This window comes from Reichenbachiella sp. (assembly GCF_039941815.1).
Lineage (GTDB): Bacteria > Bacteroidota > Bacteroidia > Cytophagales > Cyclobacteriaceae > Reichenbachiella.
This window is the reverse complement of record NZ_JBDVDW010000032.1, coordinates 500,108-521,929: the sequence shown is the minus strand read 5'-3', so window position 1 is coordinate 521,929 and position 21,822 is coordinate 500,108. Positions and strand designations below refer to the sequence as shown.

General features: G+C 41.0%; 18 protein-coding genes. 15 read left to right on the top strand and 3 right to left on the bottom strand.

Annotated elements, in window-relative coordinates:
• The first annotated feature begins 116 nt into the window (after positions 1–116).
• Genes ABJF11_RS09480 through ABJF11_RS09465 form a run of 4 tightly spaced genes read left to right on the top strand, consistent with a single transcriptional unit; the run spans position 117 to position 2,722 of the window.
• Positions 117–524 carry a 6-carboxytetrahydropterin synthase gene (locus tag ABJF11_RS09480; protein ID WP_348119575.1) on the top strand — a complete coding sequence of 136 codons (408 nt, stop codon included), beginning with the start codon at positions 117–119 and terminating at the stop codon, positions 522–524.
• Positions 487–1,170 (top strand): GTP cyclohydrolase I FolE, encoded by a 684-nt coding sequence (gene folE / locus ABJF11_RS09475; protein ID WP_348119574.1) that lies wholly within the window; start codon positions 487–489, stop codon positions 1,168–1,170. The genes ABJF11_RS09480 and folE overlap by 38 nt, the downstream gene beginning before the upstream one ends.
• A 5-nt stretch (positions 1,171–1,175) precedes the next feature.
• Positions 1,176–1,628 (top strand): DinB family protein, encoded by a 453-nt coding sequence (locus ABJF11_RS09470; protein ID WP_348119572.1) that lies wholly within the window; start codon positions 1,176–1,178, stop codon positions 1,626–1,628.
• Between the two features lie 11 nt (positions 1,629–1,639).
• The gene (locus tag ABJF11_RS09465) at positions 1,640–2,722 is read left to right on the top strand and encodes an alanine racemase (protein ID WP_348119571.1); all 1,083 of its coding nucleotides are present in this window, start codon (positions 1,640–1,642) and stop codon (positions 2,720–2,722) included.
• Positions 2,723–2,727: 5 nt separating this feature from the next.
• Here ABJF11_RS09465 and ABJF11_RS09460 read toward each other — a convergent pair whose 3' ends face one another.
• Entirely contained in the window at positions 2,728–3,816 is a 1,089-nt protein-coding gene (locus ABJF11_RS09460) for an NAD-dependent epimerase/dehydratase family protein (protein ID WP_348119570.1), read from the bottom strand.
• Between the two features lie 161 nt (positions 3,817–3,977).
• Here ABJF11_RS09460 and ABJF11_RS09455 point away from each other — a divergent pair, with 161 nt between their 5' ends.
• Complete coding sequence (locus ABJF11_RS09455; RefSeq protein WP_348119569.1) at positions 3,978–4,505, top strand: hypothetical protein; 528 nt, start codon at positions 3,978–3,980, stop codon at positions 4,503–4,505.
• On the opposite strand, the gene ABJF11_RS09450 is transcribed toward ABJF11_RS09455, so the two are convergent.
• Positions 4,502–4,810, bottom strand: a complete 309-nt coding sequence (locus ABJF11_RS09450) for a DUF5668 domain-containing protein (protein ID WP_348119567.1) — start codon at positions 4,808–4,810, stop codon at positions 4,502–4,504. The two genes, ABJF11_RS09455 and ABJF11_RS09450, sit on opposite strands and share 4 nt — an antisense overlap.
• Before the next feature lie 84 nt (positions 4,811–4,894).
• Positions 4,895–5,473, bottom strand: coding sequence for a YceI family protein (locus ABJF11_RS09445; RefSeq protein WP_348119566.1), 579 nt, complete (start codon positions 5,471–5,473; stop codon positions 4,895–4,897).
• Between the two features lie 243 nt (positions 5,474–5,716).
• Between ABJF11_RS09445 and tatA the strand changes: the two genes are divergently transcribed.
• The 10 genes from tatA (at position 5,717) to ABJF11_RS09395 (ending at position 21,571) form a co-directional block, all read left to right on the top strand.
• A complete protein-coding gene (tatA, locus tag ABJF11_RS09440; RefSeq protein ID WP_348119565.1) occupies positions 5,717–5,917 on the top strand; it encodes a twin-arginine translocase TatA/TatE family subunit in 201 nt (66 codons plus the stop codon).
• A 2-nt stretch (positions 5,918–5,919) separates the two neighbouring features.
• Positions 5,920–7,353: an Asp-tRNA(Asn)/Glu-tRNA(Gln) amidotransferase subunit GatA gene (gene gatA / locus ABJF11_RS09435; protein WP_348119564.1), complete on the top strand. Its 1,434-nt coding sequence runs from the start codon at positions 5,920–5,922 to the stop codon at positions 7,351–7,353.
• Between the two features lie 4 nt (positions 7,354–7,357).
• Positions 7,358–8,716: a LysM peptidoglycan-binding domain-containing protein gene (locus ABJF11_RS09430; RefSeq protein WP_348119563.1), complete on the top strand. Its 1,359-nt coding sequence runs from the start codon at positions 7,358–7,360 to the stop codon at positions 8,714–8,716.
• A gap of 38 nt (positions 8,717–8,754) precedes the next feature.
• The gene (locus ABJF11_RS09425) at positions 8,755–9,846 is read left to right on the top strand and encodes a DUF4837 family protein (RefSeq protein ID WP_348119562.1); all 1,092 of its coding nucleotides are present in this window, start codon (positions 8,755–8,757) and stop codon (positions 9,844–9,846) included.
• Between the two features lie 148 nt (positions 9,847–9,994).
• The gene (locus ABJF11_RS09420) at positions 9,995–12,271 is read left to right on the top strand and encodes an NADP-dependent malic enzyme (RefSeq protein ID WP_348119561.1); all 2,277 of its coding nucleotides are present in this window, start codon (positions 9,995–9,997) and stop codon (positions 12,269–12,271) included.
• On the top strand, positions 12,268–12,861 hold the full coding sequence (gene ruvA, locus ABJF11_RS09415) for a Holliday junction branch migration protein RuvA (RefSeq protein WP_348119560.1): 594 nt from the start codon (positions 12,268–12,270) through the stop codon (positions 12,859–12,861). The genes ABJF11_RS09420 and ruvA overlap by 4 nt, the downstream gene beginning before the upstream one ends.
• A 76-nt stretch (positions 12,862–12,937) precedes the next feature.
• Positions 12,938–19,990, top strand: a complete 7,053-nt coding sequence (sprA, locus tag ABJF11_RS09410) for a cell surface protein SprA (RefSeq protein WP_348119559.1) — start codon at positions 12,938–12,940, stop codon at positions 19,988–19,990.
• Positions 19,991–20,090: 100 nt separating this feature from the next.
• A complete protein-coding gene (gene gcvH / locus ABJF11_RS09405) occupies positions 20,091–20,471 on the top strand; it encodes a glycine cleavage system protein GcvH (protein ID WP_348119558.1) in 381 nt (126 codons plus the stop codon).
• Positions 20,384–20,824: a VanZ family protein gene (locus ABJF11_RS09400; protein WP_348119557.1), complete on the top strand. Its 441-nt coding sequence runs from the start codon at positions 20,384–20,386 to the stop codon at positions 20,822–20,824. The genes gcvH and ABJF11_RS09400 overlap by 88 nt, the downstream gene beginning before the upstream one ends.
• A 72-nt stretch (positions 20,825–20,896) precedes the next feature.
• Complete coding sequence (locus ABJF11_RS09395) at positions 20,897–21,571, top strand: energy transducer TonB (RefSeq protein WP_348119556.1); 675 nt, start codon at positions 20,897–20,899, stop codon at positions 21,569–21,571.
• Positions 21,572–21,822 lie beyond the last annotated feature (251 nt).

The following is a 21,822-nucleotide window of genomic DNA, read 5'->3' as shown; positions in this document are numbered from 1 at the left end:
TGGCTATACTAAACAGGTATGCAGCAATCAAGGTTGCAGATCTTTCAATTTTTGCACCCTGAGATTTCAAATTTTGTAAAATGAACCATTTTAGTAGAATGGCGTAACATTGCACTATGAAAGTAGCTGTCTATAGAGTTGAGCATTTTAATGCTGCACATAGATTGCACAACCCAGAATGGAGTGATGAAAAAAATCAATCTGTTTTTGGCAAGTGCAACAATCCAAACTATCATGGTCATAATTATAACCTTGAAGTAGGAGTGTTTGGAGAGATCGATCCTGATACGGGATATGTCTATGATTTGAAAGCACTGAGTGACCTGATAGAAGAGAAAGTACTAAATAAGCTGGATCACAAAAACCTCAATGTTGACGTAGCAGAGTTTGAAAACTTGAACCCTACTGCTGAAAATATAGTTGTAGTGATTCATGATCTTCTGAGAAGTGAAATAAACGAGAAATACGAGTTGAAAATAAAGCTATATGAAACAGAAAGAAACTACGTCGAATACCCAGTCTGAAGATATAATCGACGACCTGGATCATGTGGCCACATCATTCGATACTCCACTAAGAACGGACGCATTTGAAATGGATGATGAGTTGAAGATTGAACTCATCGCCAAACACTTCAAAGAAATCATGCAGGTGCTTGGTCTTGACCTATCTGACGATAGCTTGAAGGGTACCCCAAATAGAGTTGCCAAAATGTATGTTAAGGAAGTGTTTAGTGGTCTTAACCCCAAGAACAAGCCGCACGCTCGACTATTCGAAAACAAGTTTGGCTACGATCAGATGCTCGTAGAAAAAGAGATTACCTTCTATTCTCACTGTGAGCACCATTTTGTACCCATCTACGGGAAAGCACATGTGGCTTATATTTCAAGTGGAAATGTGATTGGCCTATCCAAGATTAATCGTATCGTTCAGTACTATGCCAAACGACCGCAGGTACAAGAGCGAATGACCGTGCAAATAGCTAATGAACTCAAGAAGGTCTTAAATACTCAGGATGTAGGTGTGGTCATAGACGCTAATCACATGTGCGTGTCATCACGTGGCGTAGGCGATACTAATAGTAAAACAGGGACAGCTCATTTTAGTGGCAAATTTAGCCAAGAAGACACTAAAAAGGAATTTCTGAATTATATCAATACTCCATCTTAGCCCGTATGAATACAAATGTTCAATCAATAAAAGAATTAATTATACGAGACCTAAACAGTCTCGAAAAAGAAATTCAGTCTTATATACGATCTGCTGATATTTGGAAAATAGAAGGGGATATAAAAAATTCAGCAGGCAATCTGACCCTGCACATTTGTGGAAATTTACAGCACTTCATTGGAGCTATTGTAGGCAAGGATGGTTATATCCGAAAACGAGAGGAAGAGTTTGCCAGTAAAAACCTATCTATTGAAGAACTTATGGATGAGGTGTCTGCTACCAAGCAAGCTGTCGAAAAAGCACTGAGCAATTTATCTGATGACCATTTAGAGCAAATCTATCCTGTAGAGGTATTTGGCAAACCGATTACTTTTTCTTATTTTTTGATTCATTTGACTGGCCATCTCATGTACCACCTCGGCCAGATCAATTATCACAGACGTCTGCTGGCGTCATAACGTCATCGGATATGTACAAAGTCACAAGGCCTACCCTGCTCTTAGACAAGAAAAAAGCCATTCAAAACATAGAAAGGATGGCAAAAAAGGCAAAAGCTTCAGGAGTAAACTACAGGCCTCACTTTAAGACACATTTTTCTAAAGAAATAGGCGAATGGTATCGAGAATATGGTGTGATCAGCATAACAGTCTCGTCTATAGATATGGCGGTTTATTTTGCCGGTCAGGGGTGGAATGATATCACCATAGCTTTCCCCATCAATGTGCTGCAAATAGAAGTATTGAAACATCTAAGTAAGCAAGTAAAGCTTGGTTTGGTGGTGGAGTCCATCGAAGCAATAGAGGTAATAAACACTAGTATTTCCGACTCTGTAGATGTATATATCAAAGTGGATACCGGGTATCGTAGAACAGGTGTGTGGCACAAGAAAGTAGATGACATAAATGAAATGATCCAATCAGTAGCAGATCACCACGTACCAAAGGGGCTATTGGCACATTTTGGACATACCTATCGAGAAAATCAAAAAGATCGAATTATTTCCATTTTCAAAACAGAAGTAGGATTGCTTAATGCACTCCGCGATCAGTTGGGAGGCTCTTTACTGATTTCAGTCGGAGATACCCCTTCAGCAAGCATTATGAAATCTTTTGAGCATATAGATGAAATTCGTCCCGGCAATTTGGTTTTTTATGATGTGATGCAAGCGCAAATTGGATCCTGCAGATACGAGGATATCGCGGTTTGTTTGGCGGCACCAGTAGTAGCGGTCTATCCTGATCGATCAGAGGTGGTGGTGCACGGAGGGGCAGTTCACTTGAGCAAAGAATCGCTGCTCGATAGTGAAGGCAAGGCCTATTATGGTGTAGTAGTACTGTTGGGCGAAAAAGGATGGTCCGCTCCACTCGACGATTGCTCAGTCATCTCTCTTTCACAAGAGCACGGGAAGATCACAATGTCCTCTAAGGAATTCGAAAAAGTTAAAATTGGAAGCATACTTGGCATATTGCCTGTACATTCTTGTCTTACAGCCAATTTGATGAAAGAATATACTACGTTGAGAGGAGAGCGTATTAGCACTCTGCACCAATAGAATTTCTATTCCAGCATATTATTATCTAGAATGAATTGTAGCAGGTCTGTTGCGGCTTCATCAATGGGCTTATAATAAACCCCTATTTCGTGTCGACTCTTCTTATTATCAAACTTAAGTTTCTGGTCCACATTTTCTACAACGAATTTTCGAGAGAACCCTTTTGTGAAACCAAAGAAGTAGAGCATTTTTCGAGGAAATACCTTTCTAGGAAATGGAAAAGACTCACCAAATTTTTTGTGCAGGATGTTAGCTATTTCCAGCATGGATTTAGCTTCACTTACCAGCATAAACCTGCCTTCGGCATATTGATCTTGAGCCGCGAAAATATGCGCCTGTGCCACATCGCGCACGTCTACAAAACCGTATTGGACATTTGGCACTCCAGTCTTGAATGTGCCGTTGGCTATTTTTTTAATAAAATCAAAACTACCCGATCTGCTATTAGCAGTAAGCGATGGTCCCAGGATGATTGCAGGATTTAAGGCGACCATTTTCCATCTGCTTTGCTCGTCGTGTATTCTCCAGGCTTCTCTTTCGGCCACCGTTTTAGAAAACGCCAAAGGTTGATGTTTGAGATTGCTCGATTTATTCCAGTACTCTTCAGTAAATATATTGTCCTTGGTAATTGAGATATCAGAAATATCACCATAGATAGCAGAAATGGCACTAGTGAAAATCACCTTTTTCACAGAATGACTTTTGTTCACCATTTCCAACACATTTCTAGTGCCGTCGAATGAAGGGTCTATCAATTGTTTTTGAGGATTGCTAATTCCACTTAGCAAATAAGGTGACGCCGTATGGAAGACGATATTGCAACCATACATCGCAGCCTTGAAACCATCTGGTTCTAAAAGATTCGCTTCAAGGATATCCAGTGAACCACGCGCATTTTCTGCAATTTTTTGTAGGTGCTTATATTTATCTTCCTTATTCAAATCACGCACTGTGATTCGAACTTTATAGCCATCTTCCAATAAGTATTTAACGAGCCAAGAAGCCATATACCCCGCTCCGCCAGTGACCAGAACTGGCAATTCCCGGGTGAGAATATGGGGATTAATTTCTTCTTCTTCGACCTTTTGCAGCATACGAATCAAAAATTAATGATAAGCAGACTAAGTTCCTAATCAGAAGCAGCGAAAGTTGACTTTCTTTTTGTGAAAGACAGGTATCAGTCAACTATGAAAGACTGTTGACTGATATGTCTTTTGAATTGAATAATTTTGAAATTCAATAACCATTGAAGAAGATGAGATATAGTTGGATGATTGTATTGCTGGTGACAATGGCCTGCCACGAACAAAACAAAAACAAAGTATCACCTGCAGAGTTGGTAAAGTCACGAGAAATAAAAAGAGTGACAGAAGGAGAGATTCTTCAAGGGGGAACTATTCTTGGCGAGGAAATCATGCAGGTACTTGATTCCATCATTCAAAACAAAGCTAGCGGTGATAAGATGGATTGTGAATTCTCAAAATGGGTTGAGATAGATTCTCTGGAGTCCAGCTATCAAACTGATATTCGGTATGTCAACTCAAGTTCTACTGAAAAGGTAGAATTAGAATTTCAACTTCTGGATGCGTATCAATATAGCCTTGAAAATGATTTGGCACCTAGAGCTTCAGTTCAGAAATTGGATGCTAAAACCGTGCTCTACGCCTACCCAATTGACGAATCGTCAACGATCTATACGCATTGCTTAGACAGTACTGGACGCACGCAAGCTCAAATATGGAGTCTAAAAATGCCGATTAAATTAATTATTAACAGGCTTTAGGATCTTTTTTTATCAATTAAAAACCCTATTCCCAACGCGATAAGTATTACAGGCCAATAATCCCTGAATCGAACGTCAAAGTATTCGGGTAGCCAGAATATCAGACCTAGAGCAATGAAAAAAAAGCCGCCTTTTGTGTTTCCAGAAAGCAGATGATAGAGCCCGATCAAAACTAAAATCATTTGCCAGGTAAAAAAATAAAAGGGGATTTCTACCGGTAGAATTCTGAGGTTGTCTAGTAGAAAAAGGACACCAATTAATATAAATATAGAACCAAGAGCCAATCGTTTATCTCCTCGTGTCATAGCTTTTTTTGTCATCAAGATAAAAAAAATGGCGAAGACTATCAGCCTCCGCCATACATACCTCAATTCTTTGGGCTTATATTCTTATTTCGCAGCAACCAGAGTCACGTCCAAAGTAAATTCATCAGATATCGCTTTGTCACCTAAATTGTCAAAAAAGCTGTTTGAGCCATATCTCACATCAAATTTTGTTCTATCTATAGTGATTTTAGCCGTTGCTGTTGCCTTGTTGCCTTCAACTTTCACTTCAGCAGGGAAAGTGATTGATTCCGTTTTACCTTTGATGGAAATATCGGCTGTAACCTCATATTTACCAGCGGAGGTGCTTTTCACCTTAGTGATGTTGAGTGCCGCAGTCTTGTAGGATTCTACTGAGAAGAAGTCGTCAGACTTTAAGTGCCCTTCCAGTTTTGCTTTCCATTGACCTTCTTGGTCCGTGTTGTTGATAGATGTCATATCGATTACAAATGAACCCCCAGTCAATTTTGTTCCGTCAATTTCAAGAGAACCATTGGCGATTTTTACTGTACCACTATGGCCGCCGCTTACGACTTTAGTGGCAGTCCAGACTACGCTGCTTTCTTCTGTGTTTGTTACGAATGTTGAGTTAGTCTCAAGTGGATTTGTTGACAATCCAATAGCTAGTAAGATGATATTTAACATGTGTGATAATAGTTTAGTAAATTATATGTCTATACAAAATTTGTAATTACGAATATAACGAGTCTCTCATATTTAGGTTCAACTTTCATTAGATTTTTTTAAAATTTATAATTTTCAATCAGCTCTTTTCCATTTTTTTAAATTAGCAGTGCAGCATAACATATTAAATAAGTGAGCCGTATAGTTGAGTCAAATTGGTTTATCTTTGCACACTTATAACAATACACACTAGATCAAAACAAAATGGCGAATACAGTATTAGCATTTGGGATGCCTGGCGGATGGGAACTTGTAATTATAGTTTTGGTTATCATACTCCTTTTTGGTGCGAAAAAAATTCCTGAGCTCGCAAAAGGGCTTGGTAAGGGAATCAGAGAGTTTAAGGATGCTTCCAAGGAAATCAAAGATGAGATTCAGGAAGGTATCAAGGACGACAAAGCATAATTTTGAGTACATACGATTCTCTGTCTCGAATCCAATCAGACATTGATTCGGGATCTATTGATTGCGTAGGGTTAGTCAACCACTACCTCTCCAACATTCGAAAATATCAACATCTCAACGCACTTACCGAAGTATATGCGGAAGAAGCCTTAGCAGAAGCTAAGAAGCTTCAATCTAAAATCGACGCAGGCACGGCTGGCCGGCTGGCCGGCATGATATTCACCGTCAAAGATGTCTACTGTCATGAAGGGCATTCATTACAATGTAGCAGTAAAATTCTTGAAGGTTTCGAATCTCAATTTACAGCAACATGTGTTCAGCGTATGCTTGACGAAGATGCCATCCTGATTGGGCGAAACAATTGTGACGAATTCGCTATGGGCTCCTCCAACGAAAATTCAGTTTTCGGACCAGTGATCAATGCTGTAGGAGAAAATCGTGTTCCAGGAGGGTCTTCTGGAGGGTCAGCTGTAGCTGTTCAGGCCGAGATGTGTTTGGTTTCAATAGGATCAGACACAGGTGGGTCGGTAAGACAGCCCGCCGCTTATTGTGGTATTATTGGAATGAAACCCAATTATGGAAGAGTTTCCAGACATGGCCTTTCAGCCTATGCAAGCTCCTTCGACTGTGTTGGTCTATTGGCTCGTTCTATTGAAGATACCGCTCTGACCTTGGAAATTATGGCAGGTCCTGACGAATTCGACACTACTGTATCACACAAACCTGTTTTGCCCTATTCAAATAACCTGAACTGGGAAGGCACAGCCAAAATCGCCTATTTTGACAATATTCTAACCCATCAGGGACTTGATAGCCAGGTAAAGTCAGCCACCAACATCACGTATGAAAAGCTCCGCAGTCTGGGTCACAGTCTTGACCATCAGGCATTTGAATACCTAGATTATGTGCTACCGACGTACTATATACTAACTACCGCTGAGGCTAGCACCAATCTTTCACGCTACGACGGTGTGCGTTATGGTTATCGTAGCGAATCTGCTCACGATCTCGAGTCGATGTACAAAAAGACACGCTCCGAAGGTTTTGGGGAGGAAGTAAAGAAAAGAATATTACTAGGCACATATGTATTGAGCGAAGGATTTTATGACGCCTATTTCTCTAAAGCACAAAAGGTGAGAAGATTGATTAGAGAGGAAACACTCAAAATCTTTGAGCAGCATGATTTTATCATTTTGCCCACTGCTCCGACTACCGCCTTTGAGCTAAATAGTCATAATCGAGATCCTTTAGAAATGTACCTTGAGGATATTTTCACTGTTCAGGCTTCTCTGGCAGGACTTCCCGCTATTTCTCTGCCCAACGGAGTGGACAAAAATGGACTGCCAATTGGAATTCAAGTAATAGCGAATACTTTTGAAGAAGAAAAACTGTTATCTTTTTCAAGATATTTGATTGAACACGTACTATCTAACTAATGACATGACCAGAAGATTTATCATTTGGATCATTATATTGGCCGCTCTGCCTATAATAGCCAAGGCGCAGAAGGACGCCTCATTGGATCAATTCCCTGAGGTCCCCTATGACCTCATGGAGGATAGGGTGAAATGTCTGGAGGCGACTATTCCGCTGGAATTTAATGAGCGCATCAAGTCATTCATAGATTACTTCACTATTCGGGATCGAGAGTACACAAAATCCGTTTTGGCCAACAAAAACCTCTTCTTTCCAATATTCGAGAAAGCACTAGCGGAACGAGGAATGCCTGATGAACTAAAATATCTTTCTATAGTAGAATCAGGACTTCGTCCCAACGCCATGTCCAGAGTAGGCGCTGCAGGCCTTTGGCAATTTATGCCGGCCACTGGCCGCTCATACGGACTATCTCAATCCTGGTACATCGACGAACGAATGGACCCATGGGAAGCAACTCAGGCAGCCTGTAGATACCTCAAAGCCCTTCACAATATGTTTGGTGATTGGGAGCTCGCGCTTGCTGCATATAACACTGGGCCGGGCAACGTGCGAAAAGCCATCAGAAGATCTGGCTACAAAAAGACCTTCTGGGAGGTCTACAGGTACTTGCCTAGAGAAACACGCTCCTATGTACCCCAGTTTGTAGCTATGATCTATACGCTCAACTACTTAGACGAACATAATTTTATACTAGGCGATGTGGAAGAAAACTATCTTCTGGAATATGATACCATTAGCATAGATGGCTATATGCACATGGAGACTTTTGCTTCACAGGTTAATCTATGCGTTGATGAATTGATTGGCCTCAATCCGCAAATTATTCGTGGAGCTACACCAGATGGCACTTCAAATTTTTCACTGAAAGTACCAGCAGACTTGGCACCAGAGATACGAGAAAACAAGACCAGTATACTTGATTCAGCAAGTAAGGTTGGACGCAAAGAACTAGAATATCTGGCAAGAAACTCACCAGGCAGTACATTTGGACGTACCCGACAAGTATATCGAGTTCGAAGTGGAGATGTGCTAGGTACAATAGCACAACGATATCATGTGCGATTGTCTGATCTCAAGCGGTGGAACAATCTGAGCAGCAATATGATCCGTGTAGGTCAACGACTCAATATCTGGACACTGCCCCATTACTCTTCAAAAACCAAGGATACCTATGTGGTGAAAAATGTGCCATCTCCTGTACCTGTGGTAGCGGGAGGCACCTATCATATGGTAAAATCGGGCGAATCACTATGGAGTATATCTAGGCTGTATAAAGATATGAGCATTGATAAAATAAAGAAATTAAACAACCTCACTTCATCCAGCCTGAAGCCTGGGCAAAAACTACTCATTAGCATGTGACGATGTACAGCACTGGCTATTATAAGAATAAAAAAATTATGAATTTAACCCATCTACGCATAAAAGCGATTTTACTACTTTTGGTTTTTATTTCTGTGACAAGCTGCGACTCAGTTACAGAAAACAATGGAAGCAAGTCGCATCTTCCTGTTGCCCTAGGAGAGTCGAATGCGGTATTAGCAGTGATGGATACCACACAGTGGAATGGGCCACTCGGTGAAGCTCTAAGAGAAATTTTTTCTACGTACGTCCCTGGGCTTCCACAAGACGAGCCATATTTTAAGCTTCGCAACATCAATCCGCTTAAGATGAATAGTATACTCAAGACAGCCAAGTCTATGATTTTTGTGAGTACTCTCGACAACAATGGAGCGCAAAGTCGGGCCATGCAAAATTATTTTACCACTTCATCACTAGAGAAAATTTTAGATGACAGTTCGGTTTATAGATTAGCACAAAAAAACCAATTTGCCAGAGGCCAGGAGATAGTACATCTGTTTGGACAAACAGAGGACCAACTGATTACTCATTTGAAAAGAGATAAGGAATTGATTCGTAACTATTTTCTGAATATTGAAAACAAAAGAATCAGTCAATCCATTTTTAAAGTGCGTGAAAAACAAATAGAGAAAACACTTAGAGAAACGCACGGATTTGACATACAGGTGCCCTACGGATACGATCTGGCGAAAAGTCAAAGAGATTTTGTTTGGATTAGATTATTAGACCCTGAATATGAAAAGAATGTATTCGTACATTTCCGCCCATTCAACACAAAAGAACCTTTTGATGATGTACTGACCTACCGTGAAGAATTGACTTCATCCTACCTCAGGGATATTCAGAAGCCGGATATTTACATGACACTGCAGAACGAAAACAAGAACGTCAGAGAGGTTAATTTTCATGGCAAATATGCTCTGGAAACCAGAGCACTCTGGAAGCTTAGTGACATCTCTGCAGGCGGGCCACTATTGAGCTATTTATTTGTTGACGAATCGCAACAAAGACTTTATTACCTCGAGGGATACGTCTATGCTCCATCTAAAGATAAGCGCGCTCTAATGCAGGAGATGGAAGTAATTCTTAATACATTTCGCTCAGGTGAAGATTTTACAGCCGGCAAGTAGCCTTTCCAGACATTTTCTCAGGGTATAAACTATTGCCTGTTACTTACGATATTGTCGCAGATTTTACCCAATTTTGATCCTTGGTTTTTGCCCATTCACATGCCCCATGTGCCCAAAAGCCTAAGACATTTTAATCCACAGATACTATATGAGTTTCAAAATACGTAAGAAGGACGCGCTCGATTTTCATTCAGAACCGACACCCGGTAAAATCGAGGTTACACCGACTAAACCATTGGCCACACAGCATGATTTGGCATTGGCCTACTCACCTGGTGTAGCAGTGCCCTGCTTGGAAATTGCCGAAGACAAAGAAAAAGTATATAAGTACACCGCCAAAGGAAACTTGGTAGGCGTGATTTCTAACGGGACAGCAGTTTTGGGACTGGGAAATATAGGCCCAGAAGCATCCAAACCTGTGATGGAAGGAAAAGGAGTACTATTCAAAAAATTTGCAGGAATTGATGTCTTCGATATTGAAATCGATGAAGAAGATTCGGACGAGTTTATCAAAATAGTGAAGTCTCTTGAACCTACGTTTGGCGGCATAAATTTGGAGGATATTAAGGCTCCAGAAAGTTTCAAGGTTGAAGGAGAGCTTCGAGAGCAAATGAACATACCCGTCATGCACGATGACCAGCATGGCACAGCTATCATTTCAAGCGCCGCCTTGCTCAATGCCCTCGAAGTGGTTGGTAAGAAAATCGGTGAAATAAAAATTGTGGTGAATGGAGCCGGTGGAGCGGCTATTGCGTGTACAGATCTTTATGTAAAGATGGGCGCCACAAAAGAGAACATCGTCATGCTTGACAGCAAGGGCGTGATTCGATCCGATAGAGATAATTTGGATGCTATGAAAGCACGGTATGCTACACAATGCCAAATTTCTACTTTACCGGAAGCGGTTAAGGATGCTGACATGTTTTTGGGCTTATCAATGGGTAATGTCCTCACACCTGAAGACCTGCTCTCGATGGCTAAAGACCCTATAGTCTTTGCATTGGCAAATCCAGATCCCGAGATTGCTTATGAACTGGCTATGTCTACCCGTGACGATATAGTAATGGCCACTGGGCGATCAGATCATCCTAATCAGGTCAATAACGTCCTCGGATTTCCATATATATTTCGCGGGGCCCTGGATGTGCGAGCAACAGCGATCAACGAAGAAATGAAATTGGCTGCTGTAACTGCACTAGCAGAAATGACCAAGCAGCCAGTTCCAGAAATTGTATCAAAGGCGTATGGAGAGAAAACAATCAAATTTGGCAAGGACTATTTGATCCCCAAACCGTTAGACCCAAGGCTAATAGCAAATATCTCATCCGCTGTGGCAAAAGCAGCCATGGATTCTGGGGTAGCAAGGGGTAGTATTGATGATTGGGAAGAGTACAAGATAGAGCTCGAGGAAAGAGTCGGAGCTGAAAAGCGAATCATTTCAAGAATAATATCAGCCGCAAAAAAGAACCCTAAACGAATTGTTTTTTCTGAAGCAGATGAAGAAAAGATATTAAAAGCAGCTCAACTCATATCTGATGAGAAAGTTGGAATACCAATACTACTTGGCAATGAGAAAAAGATAAAACGCCTGATTGCTGAACTTGAGCTAGATTTAGAATGTGAAATTATTGACCCGTTCTATCAAACTGAAAAAATCGAACATTTCGCCAAGCTTCATTTTGAAAAGCGAAAAAGAAAAGGCGCCACAATGAATGAAGGGCGTCATCAGATGCATGATAGGAATTATTATGGTTCGATGATGCTAGAGACCGGCGAGGCAGATGCTCTGATTTCAGGATTGAATAGCGATTATCCGAATACCCTCAGACCTGCACTTCAAATCATTGGCGTAGAGCCAGGGTTGAGTAGAGTAGCAGGTATGTATATTATCAGGAATAAAAAGGGAACCTTCTTCCTTGCTGACACCACTGTCAACGTCAACCCTGATGTAGAAGGGTTGGTCAATATCATAGAATTGACGCATAGAGCAGTGAAATTTTTTGGCTTTGAGCCAAAACTAGCGATGCTCTCTTATTCCAATTTTGGATCTGCCAAAGGGGACGTTCCAAGTAAAACAGCCAAGGCTGTTCAAATCGCTAAGGAAAAATGGCCTGATATGATCATCGATGGAGACATCCAGGCCAACCTAGCCATGAACAAAAAATTGTTGGAAAAGACCTATCCATTTAGCGACCTGGCAGGTCATCAGGTAAACACATTAATTTTCCCTAATTTGTCTTCTGGAAATATTGCATACAAACTTCTAATGGAAATCGGAGCCAGTGAAGCGATAGGACCAATTCTAATGGGAATGCAAAAACCAGTGCATGTTTTACAGGCCGGCAGCTCTGTTAGAGAAATTTATAATATGGCGGCAATTGCCGTCGTCGATGCACAAGCTACAGCCAACAAAAAACTAAAATGATAGCATACCTTAAAGGAAAACTAGCGGATAAGGACCCAACTTATGTCCTGGTCGATGTCGGCGGAATTGGGTATCATGTAAAGATTACTCTCAATACATATTCACAAATAAAGTCTCTTGAGCAGTGTAAAATATTTACACATCTTCATGTCAAAGAAGATGCTCATACACTTTATGGGTTCTTCGAGGAATCAGAGAGAAAACGATTTTTGCAGCTTATCTCCATTACTGGAGTGGGTCCATCTACAGGATTGATGATTCTTTCGTCATTGTCTCCAGAGGAGATACATTCAGCCATTGTAAACAGTGATGTCAAAACGATAAGTGGAGTGAAGGGTATAGGCCAGAAAACTGCCCAAAGAATAATCCTGGAGCTTAAGGATAAAATGAGCAAAGAAGAACTAGAAGGCCATGCTCCGAGTATATCGCTTTCGATGGGCAATACGCTGAAATCAGAAGCGTTATCCGCACTGACCACATTGGGTATCAACAAATCTGTCGCAGAAAAAACCATTGACAAAATCATAAATGAAACAGGAGAAGAAGTGAGTCTGGAGGATTTAATTAAATTAGCCCTCAAGAGGGCCTAACAAGCAACAACAGAGTTTGACCAAAATCAAATTCCACATAAGAACACCTATCCTACTCCTCATTCTCCTAGCGGGAATGCATCAAGTGCGTGCGTCTTTTAGTTTTCAACAATTATCTCCTCCAGCTGATTCTGTTCAGGCAGACTCAGTTAAAAAATACGAACCCTCCTATCGTCCTACCTTTCGGCAGCAAGATCGATTTGGAGATCCGTTTTCTAATACCCAAAGCCCGTCCCCACTACTCTTGGAAGATCCAGCTTCTATGCAGTTGGATCTCGAGATTGATACAGGTATGAACTATACCATCTATGAAAGGGTGGGTGCATTGAATTATCGTCCGAGGTCAACAATGACATTCGAAGAATTTAATCGGTATCAGGACACCGAAATGAAGAAGCAGTATTGGCAAGACAAATCCTCAGGATTAGATGGAGAAAGTGCAGTAAGCGGCAGACGATTGATACCCAAGCTGTACATCAGTCCTGTTTTTGATAGAATTTTTGGAGGAAGCTATGTCGATATTGAACCTAATGGATTTGTCAACCTAGACTTTGGTGGTCAATGGCAACGCATAGAAAATCCCGCAATTCCTATCAACCAACAGCGAAATGGAGGTTTTAATTACAACCAACAGATTTCAATGAATCTGATAGGCAAAGTAGGCGAGAAATTATCCGTTACTGCCAATTTTGACAACAACAACTCCTTCGACTTTCAAAACAACATGAAGGTAGAGTATACCGGATACGAAGAAGACATCATCAAAAAGATAGAAATTGGAAATGTAAGTATGGATGTTTCCAACTCACTCATGAGTGGTGGTCAAAGCCTATTTGGAATCAAGACCCAGTTGCAATTTGGCAAACTATATGTGACAGCTTTAGCATCCAGACAGCAAGGTAAATCTCAAAGCAAGTCATTTCAATTTGGTGCAGAAGGCCAACCCTTTAGTCTGCGAGCAGCAGATTACGATGAACGAAGACATTTTTTTCTTGGGCATTTTTTTAGAGACAATTATCAGACCTGGTTGAGAGATATACCACAAGTTACTTCCGGAGTCAATATTACGAGGGTAGAAGTATATGTAGTCAATACTAATAACGAAACAGCGAATGTTAGAAATTTTGTTGCCTTTGCCGATTTAGGAGAAAACGATGTATTACAAAACTCAAATTGGGATAATCAAATCGCCGGTGATGAAGCTGACAACGATGCCAACCTCCTTTGGAATACAATCAGTAACGACGATGCCGTGCGTAACGCAACTACTGTAGAAAGTGCACTCAGTTCGTATGGTCTTGAAATTGGAAATGAATATGAAGTGCGTCCCACGGCAAGAAAGCTTGATGCCAGAGAGTATAAATGGCATCCAAAATTGGGATATGTCAGCCTACAAAGAAAACTTCAAAATGATGAGGTGCTGGCTGTAGCCTATGAGTATACGTATAATGGGCAGGGCCCATTTGTAGTTGGAGAGCTCTCGGAGTCGTATTCCGGTCGCCCTGATGATGATCTAATCCTCCTTAAAATGCTTCGCCCGGCACGAATCAATACCGAGATTACAACCTGGGACTTGATGATGAAAAATGTGTATTCTTTGAACTCGCCCAGAATCAATGAAGAAGGATTCGAACTAAGAATAAACTATCGTGATGACACTAAAAATTATGATTCGCCCAACCTGAATGAAGGTGCAAATACCAACAATGTGCCACTAATTGAATTATTGGCGCTCGATCAACTGAATGTGAATGGCGACAATCAAAAGGACGGAAAATTTGATTTCATTCCAGAAGTTACTTTTGATGTAGACAACGGTTACGTAATATTTCCCGTGCTTGAACCTTTTGGTACCACTCTGGAGTCGAAATTTGAGGATAGCGAACAGCGACTCAAAGATCAATATGTGTTTCAGGAACTTTATGATGTCTCTAAAATCGATGCACAGCAAAATATTGCCAAAAACAAATTTTTTCTCAATGGTACCTACTCCTCGAGTGCCGCAGGAGTGTACCCACTCAATGCTTTTAATATAGCCAAAGGTTCGGTGAAGGTAACCGCCGGTAGTCAGCTGTTGGCAGAAGGTGTTGACTACCAAGTCAATTACAATACTGGAGGGACCGTAACCATTCTCAATCAAGGCATCATAGCTTCGGGCAAACAAATCAACATTTCCTATGAAGTAGACGATCTTTTTAGCTTTAGATCCAGATGGCTCACCGGTGCAAGGTTCGACTACAGGTTTACGGATAATATCAATGTAGGAGCGACTGTTTTTCATTTGAGCGAACGACCTGGTGGAGTTAGTCGATACACAGCAGGCAATGAGCCCATCAAGAATACTAAGTATGGTTTCGACGTCAACTTCCAGGATGAATCTCGAATGCTCACCAAGATGGTGGATGCAATACCGCTTATCAGTACTAAAGAAAAATCAACCGTCACATTCAATGGAGAGTTTGCGCAACTACTCCCTGGCACCTCCAACAAAGTAAACGGAGAAAGCAGCTCATACATCGATGATTTTGAGAGTGCCGTCACCCCTTTCAATATTGGTGGGGGCCACCTGCCATGGAAGCTGGGATCTACCCCCTCAGGATTTTCCAACAGTACAGATCCTCTAGGGGACAATTATAGGCGTGCAAAAATGGCATGGTATATAGTAGACAGATCTGCATTCTACCTTAGTGGTGGAAATAAGCCTGACAATATCTCGGATGAGGACATGGAAAACCACTATGTCAGGGCGGTTTTTCCTCAGGAGATTTATAAACAACGGGATAATAATCAAGTCAACGCCAACTTAAACATTTTTGATATTGCCTACTATCCTGAAGAACGCGGGCCATACAATTATAATCCGAATCTGAGACAGGATGGATTGCTACCCGAGCCACAAGAAAACTTTGGTGCAATTACCAGAGCGATTAACGGTGAGGTCAACTTTCGTCAAAACAATATGGAGTATATCGAGTTCTGGCTCATGGACCCATTTATACAAGGAGAAAGAGGAGTCGTAAAAGACGGTGTAGGGGATGAGACTAACAATACGACCGGTGGAAAATTGATATTCAATCTTGGAGACGTATCAGAAAATTTACTCCAGGAAGGAACTCACGAATTTGAAAATGGTTTACCACCAGATGGGAGTACGGACAATACTGCGCCTACAGATTATGGTCGGGCTACTACAGATCAATACCTTACCGAATTTTTTGACAATTCGGCTTCGGCCAGACCCAATCAGGATGTAGGCCTAGATGGGCTCAAGTCAGACGAGGAGGCAGAGCTATTTGGACCCATAATTGGATTGGATGGTATGAACGCTGCTGGCCAACAGAGAATCCGAGATGACGTAGCAGCAGATGATTTTGAGTATTTTCTTAGCGACCGCTTAGACGAGAGAGATGCAGAAGTACTAGAGCGATACAAAAGGTTCAATGGGCTGGAAGGCAATTCGCCAATAGGCGCAGGCACTAACAGTTATACCGCATCGGCGACGAATATACCGGATAATGAAGACTTAAATGAAGACAATTATATAAATACACAGGAAGCCTATCGAGTATATGAACTCGAACTTGAGCCCGGAGAATTGAGAGTGGGAGAGCACAACATTGTCGACAGAGTAGTTAGCGACGACGCTGATGCTGTTAGCTGGTATTTGTTTAGAATTCCTATTAATCAACCCACCACTGAAGTTGGAGATTATACAGATCAATCCAATCGATTTATCAGAATGTATATGACTGGTTGGAGACAACCGGTAGTACTTAGAATGGCGGATTTTCAACTCGTCGCGAGTCAATGGCGAAAATCTGTGGAGAATCTAAAAGATAAAGGCTTCGATGTTTTACCAGAAACTGGAACTTCGGACTTTGAAGTGTCCGTAGTCAATATTGAAGGAAATAGCCAACCTACTGATGGCAAGCCCCCTTATGTATTACCTCCAGGGATAAGCAGAGATTTGGACAATACAACAACCGTCTCGCGCCGAGTCAACGAGCAATCTCTCAAAATATGTGTCGATGATCTGGAAGACGGTGATGCCAGAGCTGTATACAAGGAGGTATCACAGGACCTTGTCAACTATGGAAGGATAAAAATGTTTTTCCATGCGGAAGAGAATGAGGGTGACTTTGTAGAAGATGATGAAATGACTGCTTTTATTCGATTGGGTTTGGATCAAACCAGCAATTATTATGAAATAGAAGTACCGCTGAAAGTCACGCCAAATGATGCAGCTCCCTATAGTGATTTGGATGTTTGGCCTGAGGAAAATGAAATTAATCTTGCACTAAACGAACTCTATGGAGTGAAAGCCGCAAGAAATGGAAGTGACGTAAATGTAGAGGACGAGTTTTCCAGGGCTTCGTCTGATGGAAAATATCGATTGACCATCGTCGGAAATCCTAAGCTCAACAATATTACCACCATGATGATTGGGGTTAGAAATCCAAAGACCGAGGACAATGCCGAACCTCATTCACTCTGCATCTGGGCAAATGAGATGCGTGTGACAGACTACGACGATGAAAAAGGATGGGCGGCTAATGCTCGAATGAGCTTAAAACTAGCTGATTTTGCCACACTAAACGCAGCCACTCGTTATACCAGTGTTGGCTTTGGTGGAATTCAGGATAATATATCGCAAAGAACTCGTGAAGAATCAATAGACTATGATTTATCAATGAATATGAACGTGGACAAACTGATCCCTTGGAATACAGGTATTAAGATTCCGATGTTTGTAAGCTATTCCAAATCCAGACAGACCCCAAAATACGATCCATTGGATCCGGACATCCCGCTTGAAGCCTCTGTTCTAAAATTTGATGAACAAAGTGAACGGGACGAGTATAAGGAAAAGGTAATCTCTCAAACAGTCAATAAGAGTATCAACTTCATAGATGTGCATAAGGAAAAAGTAAAACCAGATGCAAAAAGCCATATCTATGATATTGAAAACTTCTCATTCAGCTATGCATACTCCGAGCAAAAATCCAGCGATGTAAATACAGCGAGAGACTTTAGAAAAGAATATGATGGCAATGTGTCGTATAACTACAGCCCACAACCACCGTCTATCGAACCTTTTAAAAATTCTGAAGCGCTCTCTGGTCCCTATTTCAAGCTAATCAAAGACATTAACTTTTCACCATTGCCCAATAATTTCTCGGTTCGTGCCTCTATGAACAGAGTTTTTAGAAAAAGGCAACTCAGGAATGCAGATTTGACTACTGATGGAATCGACCCAAACTTTGAAAAGTATTTCACATTCAACAGAACGTACAATCTGCGATGGAGTATATTCAAGAGTTTGAGTCTAAATTATAATGCCACAGCCAATGCGATTATTGATGAACCCGAAGGGGATATTGATACTCAGGCTAAAAGAGATTCTATCTGGTCTAATATCAAAAAACTTGGTAGAATGAAGAGGTATGATCAAAGTATCGGAGCCAACTATCGATTGCCATTGGACAAACTCCCGATCACGGACTGGATGAGTGCGGATTATAGATACAATGTGAACTACAGCTGGACGGGCGGTAACATTGGTCAGGTTGAAGAATTTGGAAACCTGGTAGAAAACAATCGTACCAGAGATCTTAGCGGCAAATTTGACCTTGTCAAACTCTATAATAAATCCAAGTACTTAAAATCAATAAATACACCCTCCAGGTCAAGAAGTGCTTCGTCACGATCTCGACTCCCCGCTAAAGTCGATACCACCAAGTCATCAGGTGGTGGAGGTCAGGGAGTCAAAGGTTTTATGCGACTGCTCATGTCACTCAGGTCTATCAACGTTACACTTGGCCAACGGGAAGCCACTAAGTTACCTGGATTCGTACCAGTACCATATCTCTTCGGTATGGACAGTGATTTTGAGTCTCCTGGATCAGCTTTCATCTTTGGAAGCCAGGATCCTAATATCAGGTTCGAAGCCGCTGAAAACGGTTGGCTTGTTGAAAACGGACGATTGACTACTCCTTTTGTTCAAAGCTTGTCCAATGATTTTGATATTCGAGCCAATGTGGAACCCTTCAAAGATCTCAAAGTACAGTTGGATATGAAAAGATCAGAGACCAGCTCGTATCAGGAAATATATAGATATGACACATTACTCAACGAATTTAGATCGTTGACGCCGTCGAGATCCGGGAACTATACAGTTACTTTTTTGCCCATAAGAACTGCTTTTGAAAAAGACAATAGCGAAAACATCTCTTCTACATTTGAAAGTTTTGTAGAAAGTAGAGATATCATTCGAAGGCGTCTAAATCTGCTCAATTCCAATGGAGAATATGATATCAATTCGCAAGACGTCCTAATTCCCGCCTTCATTGCTGCATATACCGGACAAAGTGCAAGTAGCGTGAAACTCACTCCATTTCCCAAGACACCATTGCCAAACTGGCGGGTGGATTACGCCGGACTCAGCAAAATTCCAGCGTTCCAAGAGGTGTTTTCATCTATCAACCTGACGCATGCCTATGTATCTACTTTTAGTATTACAAATTATACAAACTCCTTGCTCTATTCTGATCAATCGGCGCTGGAGCTTACCAATAGTATACTTGATTACCCAATGGCCTCAAGAGAGGGTGAGAATGGATCTCTCACCCCAGTCTATGTGATCAATCAAGTCGATATTATGGAAAGGTTTTCTCCATTGATAGGAATCAATGTAAGAACCAAAGGAAAGATCACTTCCAAAATTGAATACAAAAAGGAACGAAGCTTGTCTCTCAACTTGTCAAATTCACAAGTGACCGAAATTAAAAGCAATGATGTGGCCTTTGACTTTGGCATCACGAAAAGCAAAATGAAAATTCCTTTCAAAATAAAAGGAAGAACTGTGACGATCGACAATGACATTCAGTTCAGATTTACCTTTACTGTACGAGATACCAAGACGGTGCAAAGAAAAATTGATGATGTGCAGACCGTTACTAATGGAAATATCAACTATCAAGTTCGACCTACCATAAGTTATGTTGCTAACCAAAAACTTAACATCACAATGTATTTCGAAAAGAATATCAATCAGCCCAAAGTGTCGAATACATTCAACCGATCTTCCTCCTCATTTGGCGTCCAAATGCGCTTTAGTTTGGCACAATAAATAATGCCATAAATGGATATAATAATCTTAGTGGAATCTCAATCGATTTGGGAAAATCAACGTATTTTTGACGCACTTAATTAATCAAACTTGATACAAGATGAATATTCCTGAAAACTTACTGTATACAGAAGATCACGAGTGGGTAAAAATCGAAGGCGACATTGCTACGGTTGGCATCACTGACTTTGCGCAAGGCGAATTGGGTGATATTGTATATGTCGAAATCGAAACTGAAGGGGAGACCATTCCTAAAGGCGAGTTATTTGGCACAATTGAGGCTGTCAAAACCGTGTCTGACCTGTTTATGCCTCTTTCAGGAGAAGTGGCAGAATTCAACGAAGAACTAGAGTCTGAGCCGGAAATCGTCAACTCTGACGCTTATGGAGATGGATGGATGATAAAGATCAAGCTTTCAGACATGACAGAGAAGGACGGTCTTCTTTCGGCAGATGCCTACAAAGAATTAATTGGGAAATAATCGTTTCACGATCTACAAGTAAGATACTGGCCGCAGGCTGGACAGGGTTCATCTTAATTGCTACATTATCTCCTAAAGATGGTATTCCAGACTTTGAAATACCGATTCCGCATTTTGACAAAATTGTGCATTTTGGACTTTTTAGCATTTATGCAGTCTTAGTTTCATACGGTCAGACCTTGAGGCGTGGATTGCTGATCGGAGCCTTACTCGGCATACTGCTGGCAGCACTCACCGAATGCTTACAATTTTACGTACCCGGTAGAGAACCAGATAAATTTGATTTCATTGCGGATTGTTGTGGGACGGCTACCGGACTCTTGCTTATTTATTTTGTTAAAAAAAATGAATAAGCATTTATATAATCTGGACTTTTGTATATTTGATGTTGCTATTAGAAAAGAAATTTAATTTAAAATATAAGCATGGAGCTAAAGAAAAACCCGGAAATATCTCTTGAGAGAAGAACAGGGATGTTTTTTAACATTGGCCTTGCTGTCAGTTTATTGCTAGTCATTACAGCATTTGAATGGAGATTCTATGATGATGGAGGGCTAGTAGATCTGGGTCAGGTGGATGATGATTTTGAAGATATAATGGAGATTCCTCCGACCGAGCAGCCACCTCCACCACCGCCAAAAATAGAATTGCCGAAGATCATCGAGATTCCTGATGAAGAGGAAATCGAAGAAGAGATCGAAGTAGATTTGGATGTGGAAATCACAGAAGAGACAGTCATCGAAGACATTGTTTTCGAAGAAGCTCCCGAAGAGGAAGTGGCAGACGAAATTTTTGATATTGTGGAAGACCAGCCAGGACCTCCTGGTGGAATGGCAGCTTTCTATCAGTACGTAGCTAAAACTATGAAATACCCTAATCAAGCTAGAAGAATGGGTATTGAAGGAAGAGTATTTGTTCAGTTTGTTGTGGACAAAGCGGGTAACCTCACTGAGGTGAGAGCTATTAAAGGTATTGGAGCTGGATGTGATGAAGAAGCTGTAAGAGTATTGAAAAACGCTCCAAGGTGGACTCCGGGTAAGCAAAGAGGAAGACCAGTAAAGGTTAGAATGATTTTGCCTATCACCTTCAAACTAAGCTAAGAAGTCAGAAAGTATTCTTAAAGAAAAACCGATCAGATATCTGATCGGTTTTTTTGTTTAGTTATTTGTCTCGTCCTAAACCTGACATCTATAGATTAGTTGTGATTCATGAGCTGGCATTCGATAAAACTTTAGTTACCTTGCTCACGCATTTCTGAGAAAAATCACAACTAACAATAATATTGACTTTTTGCAACTCAATTTTGGTCGATCCAGATTTCAGTTTATTCTGAATCTTGAGGTATTTGGAA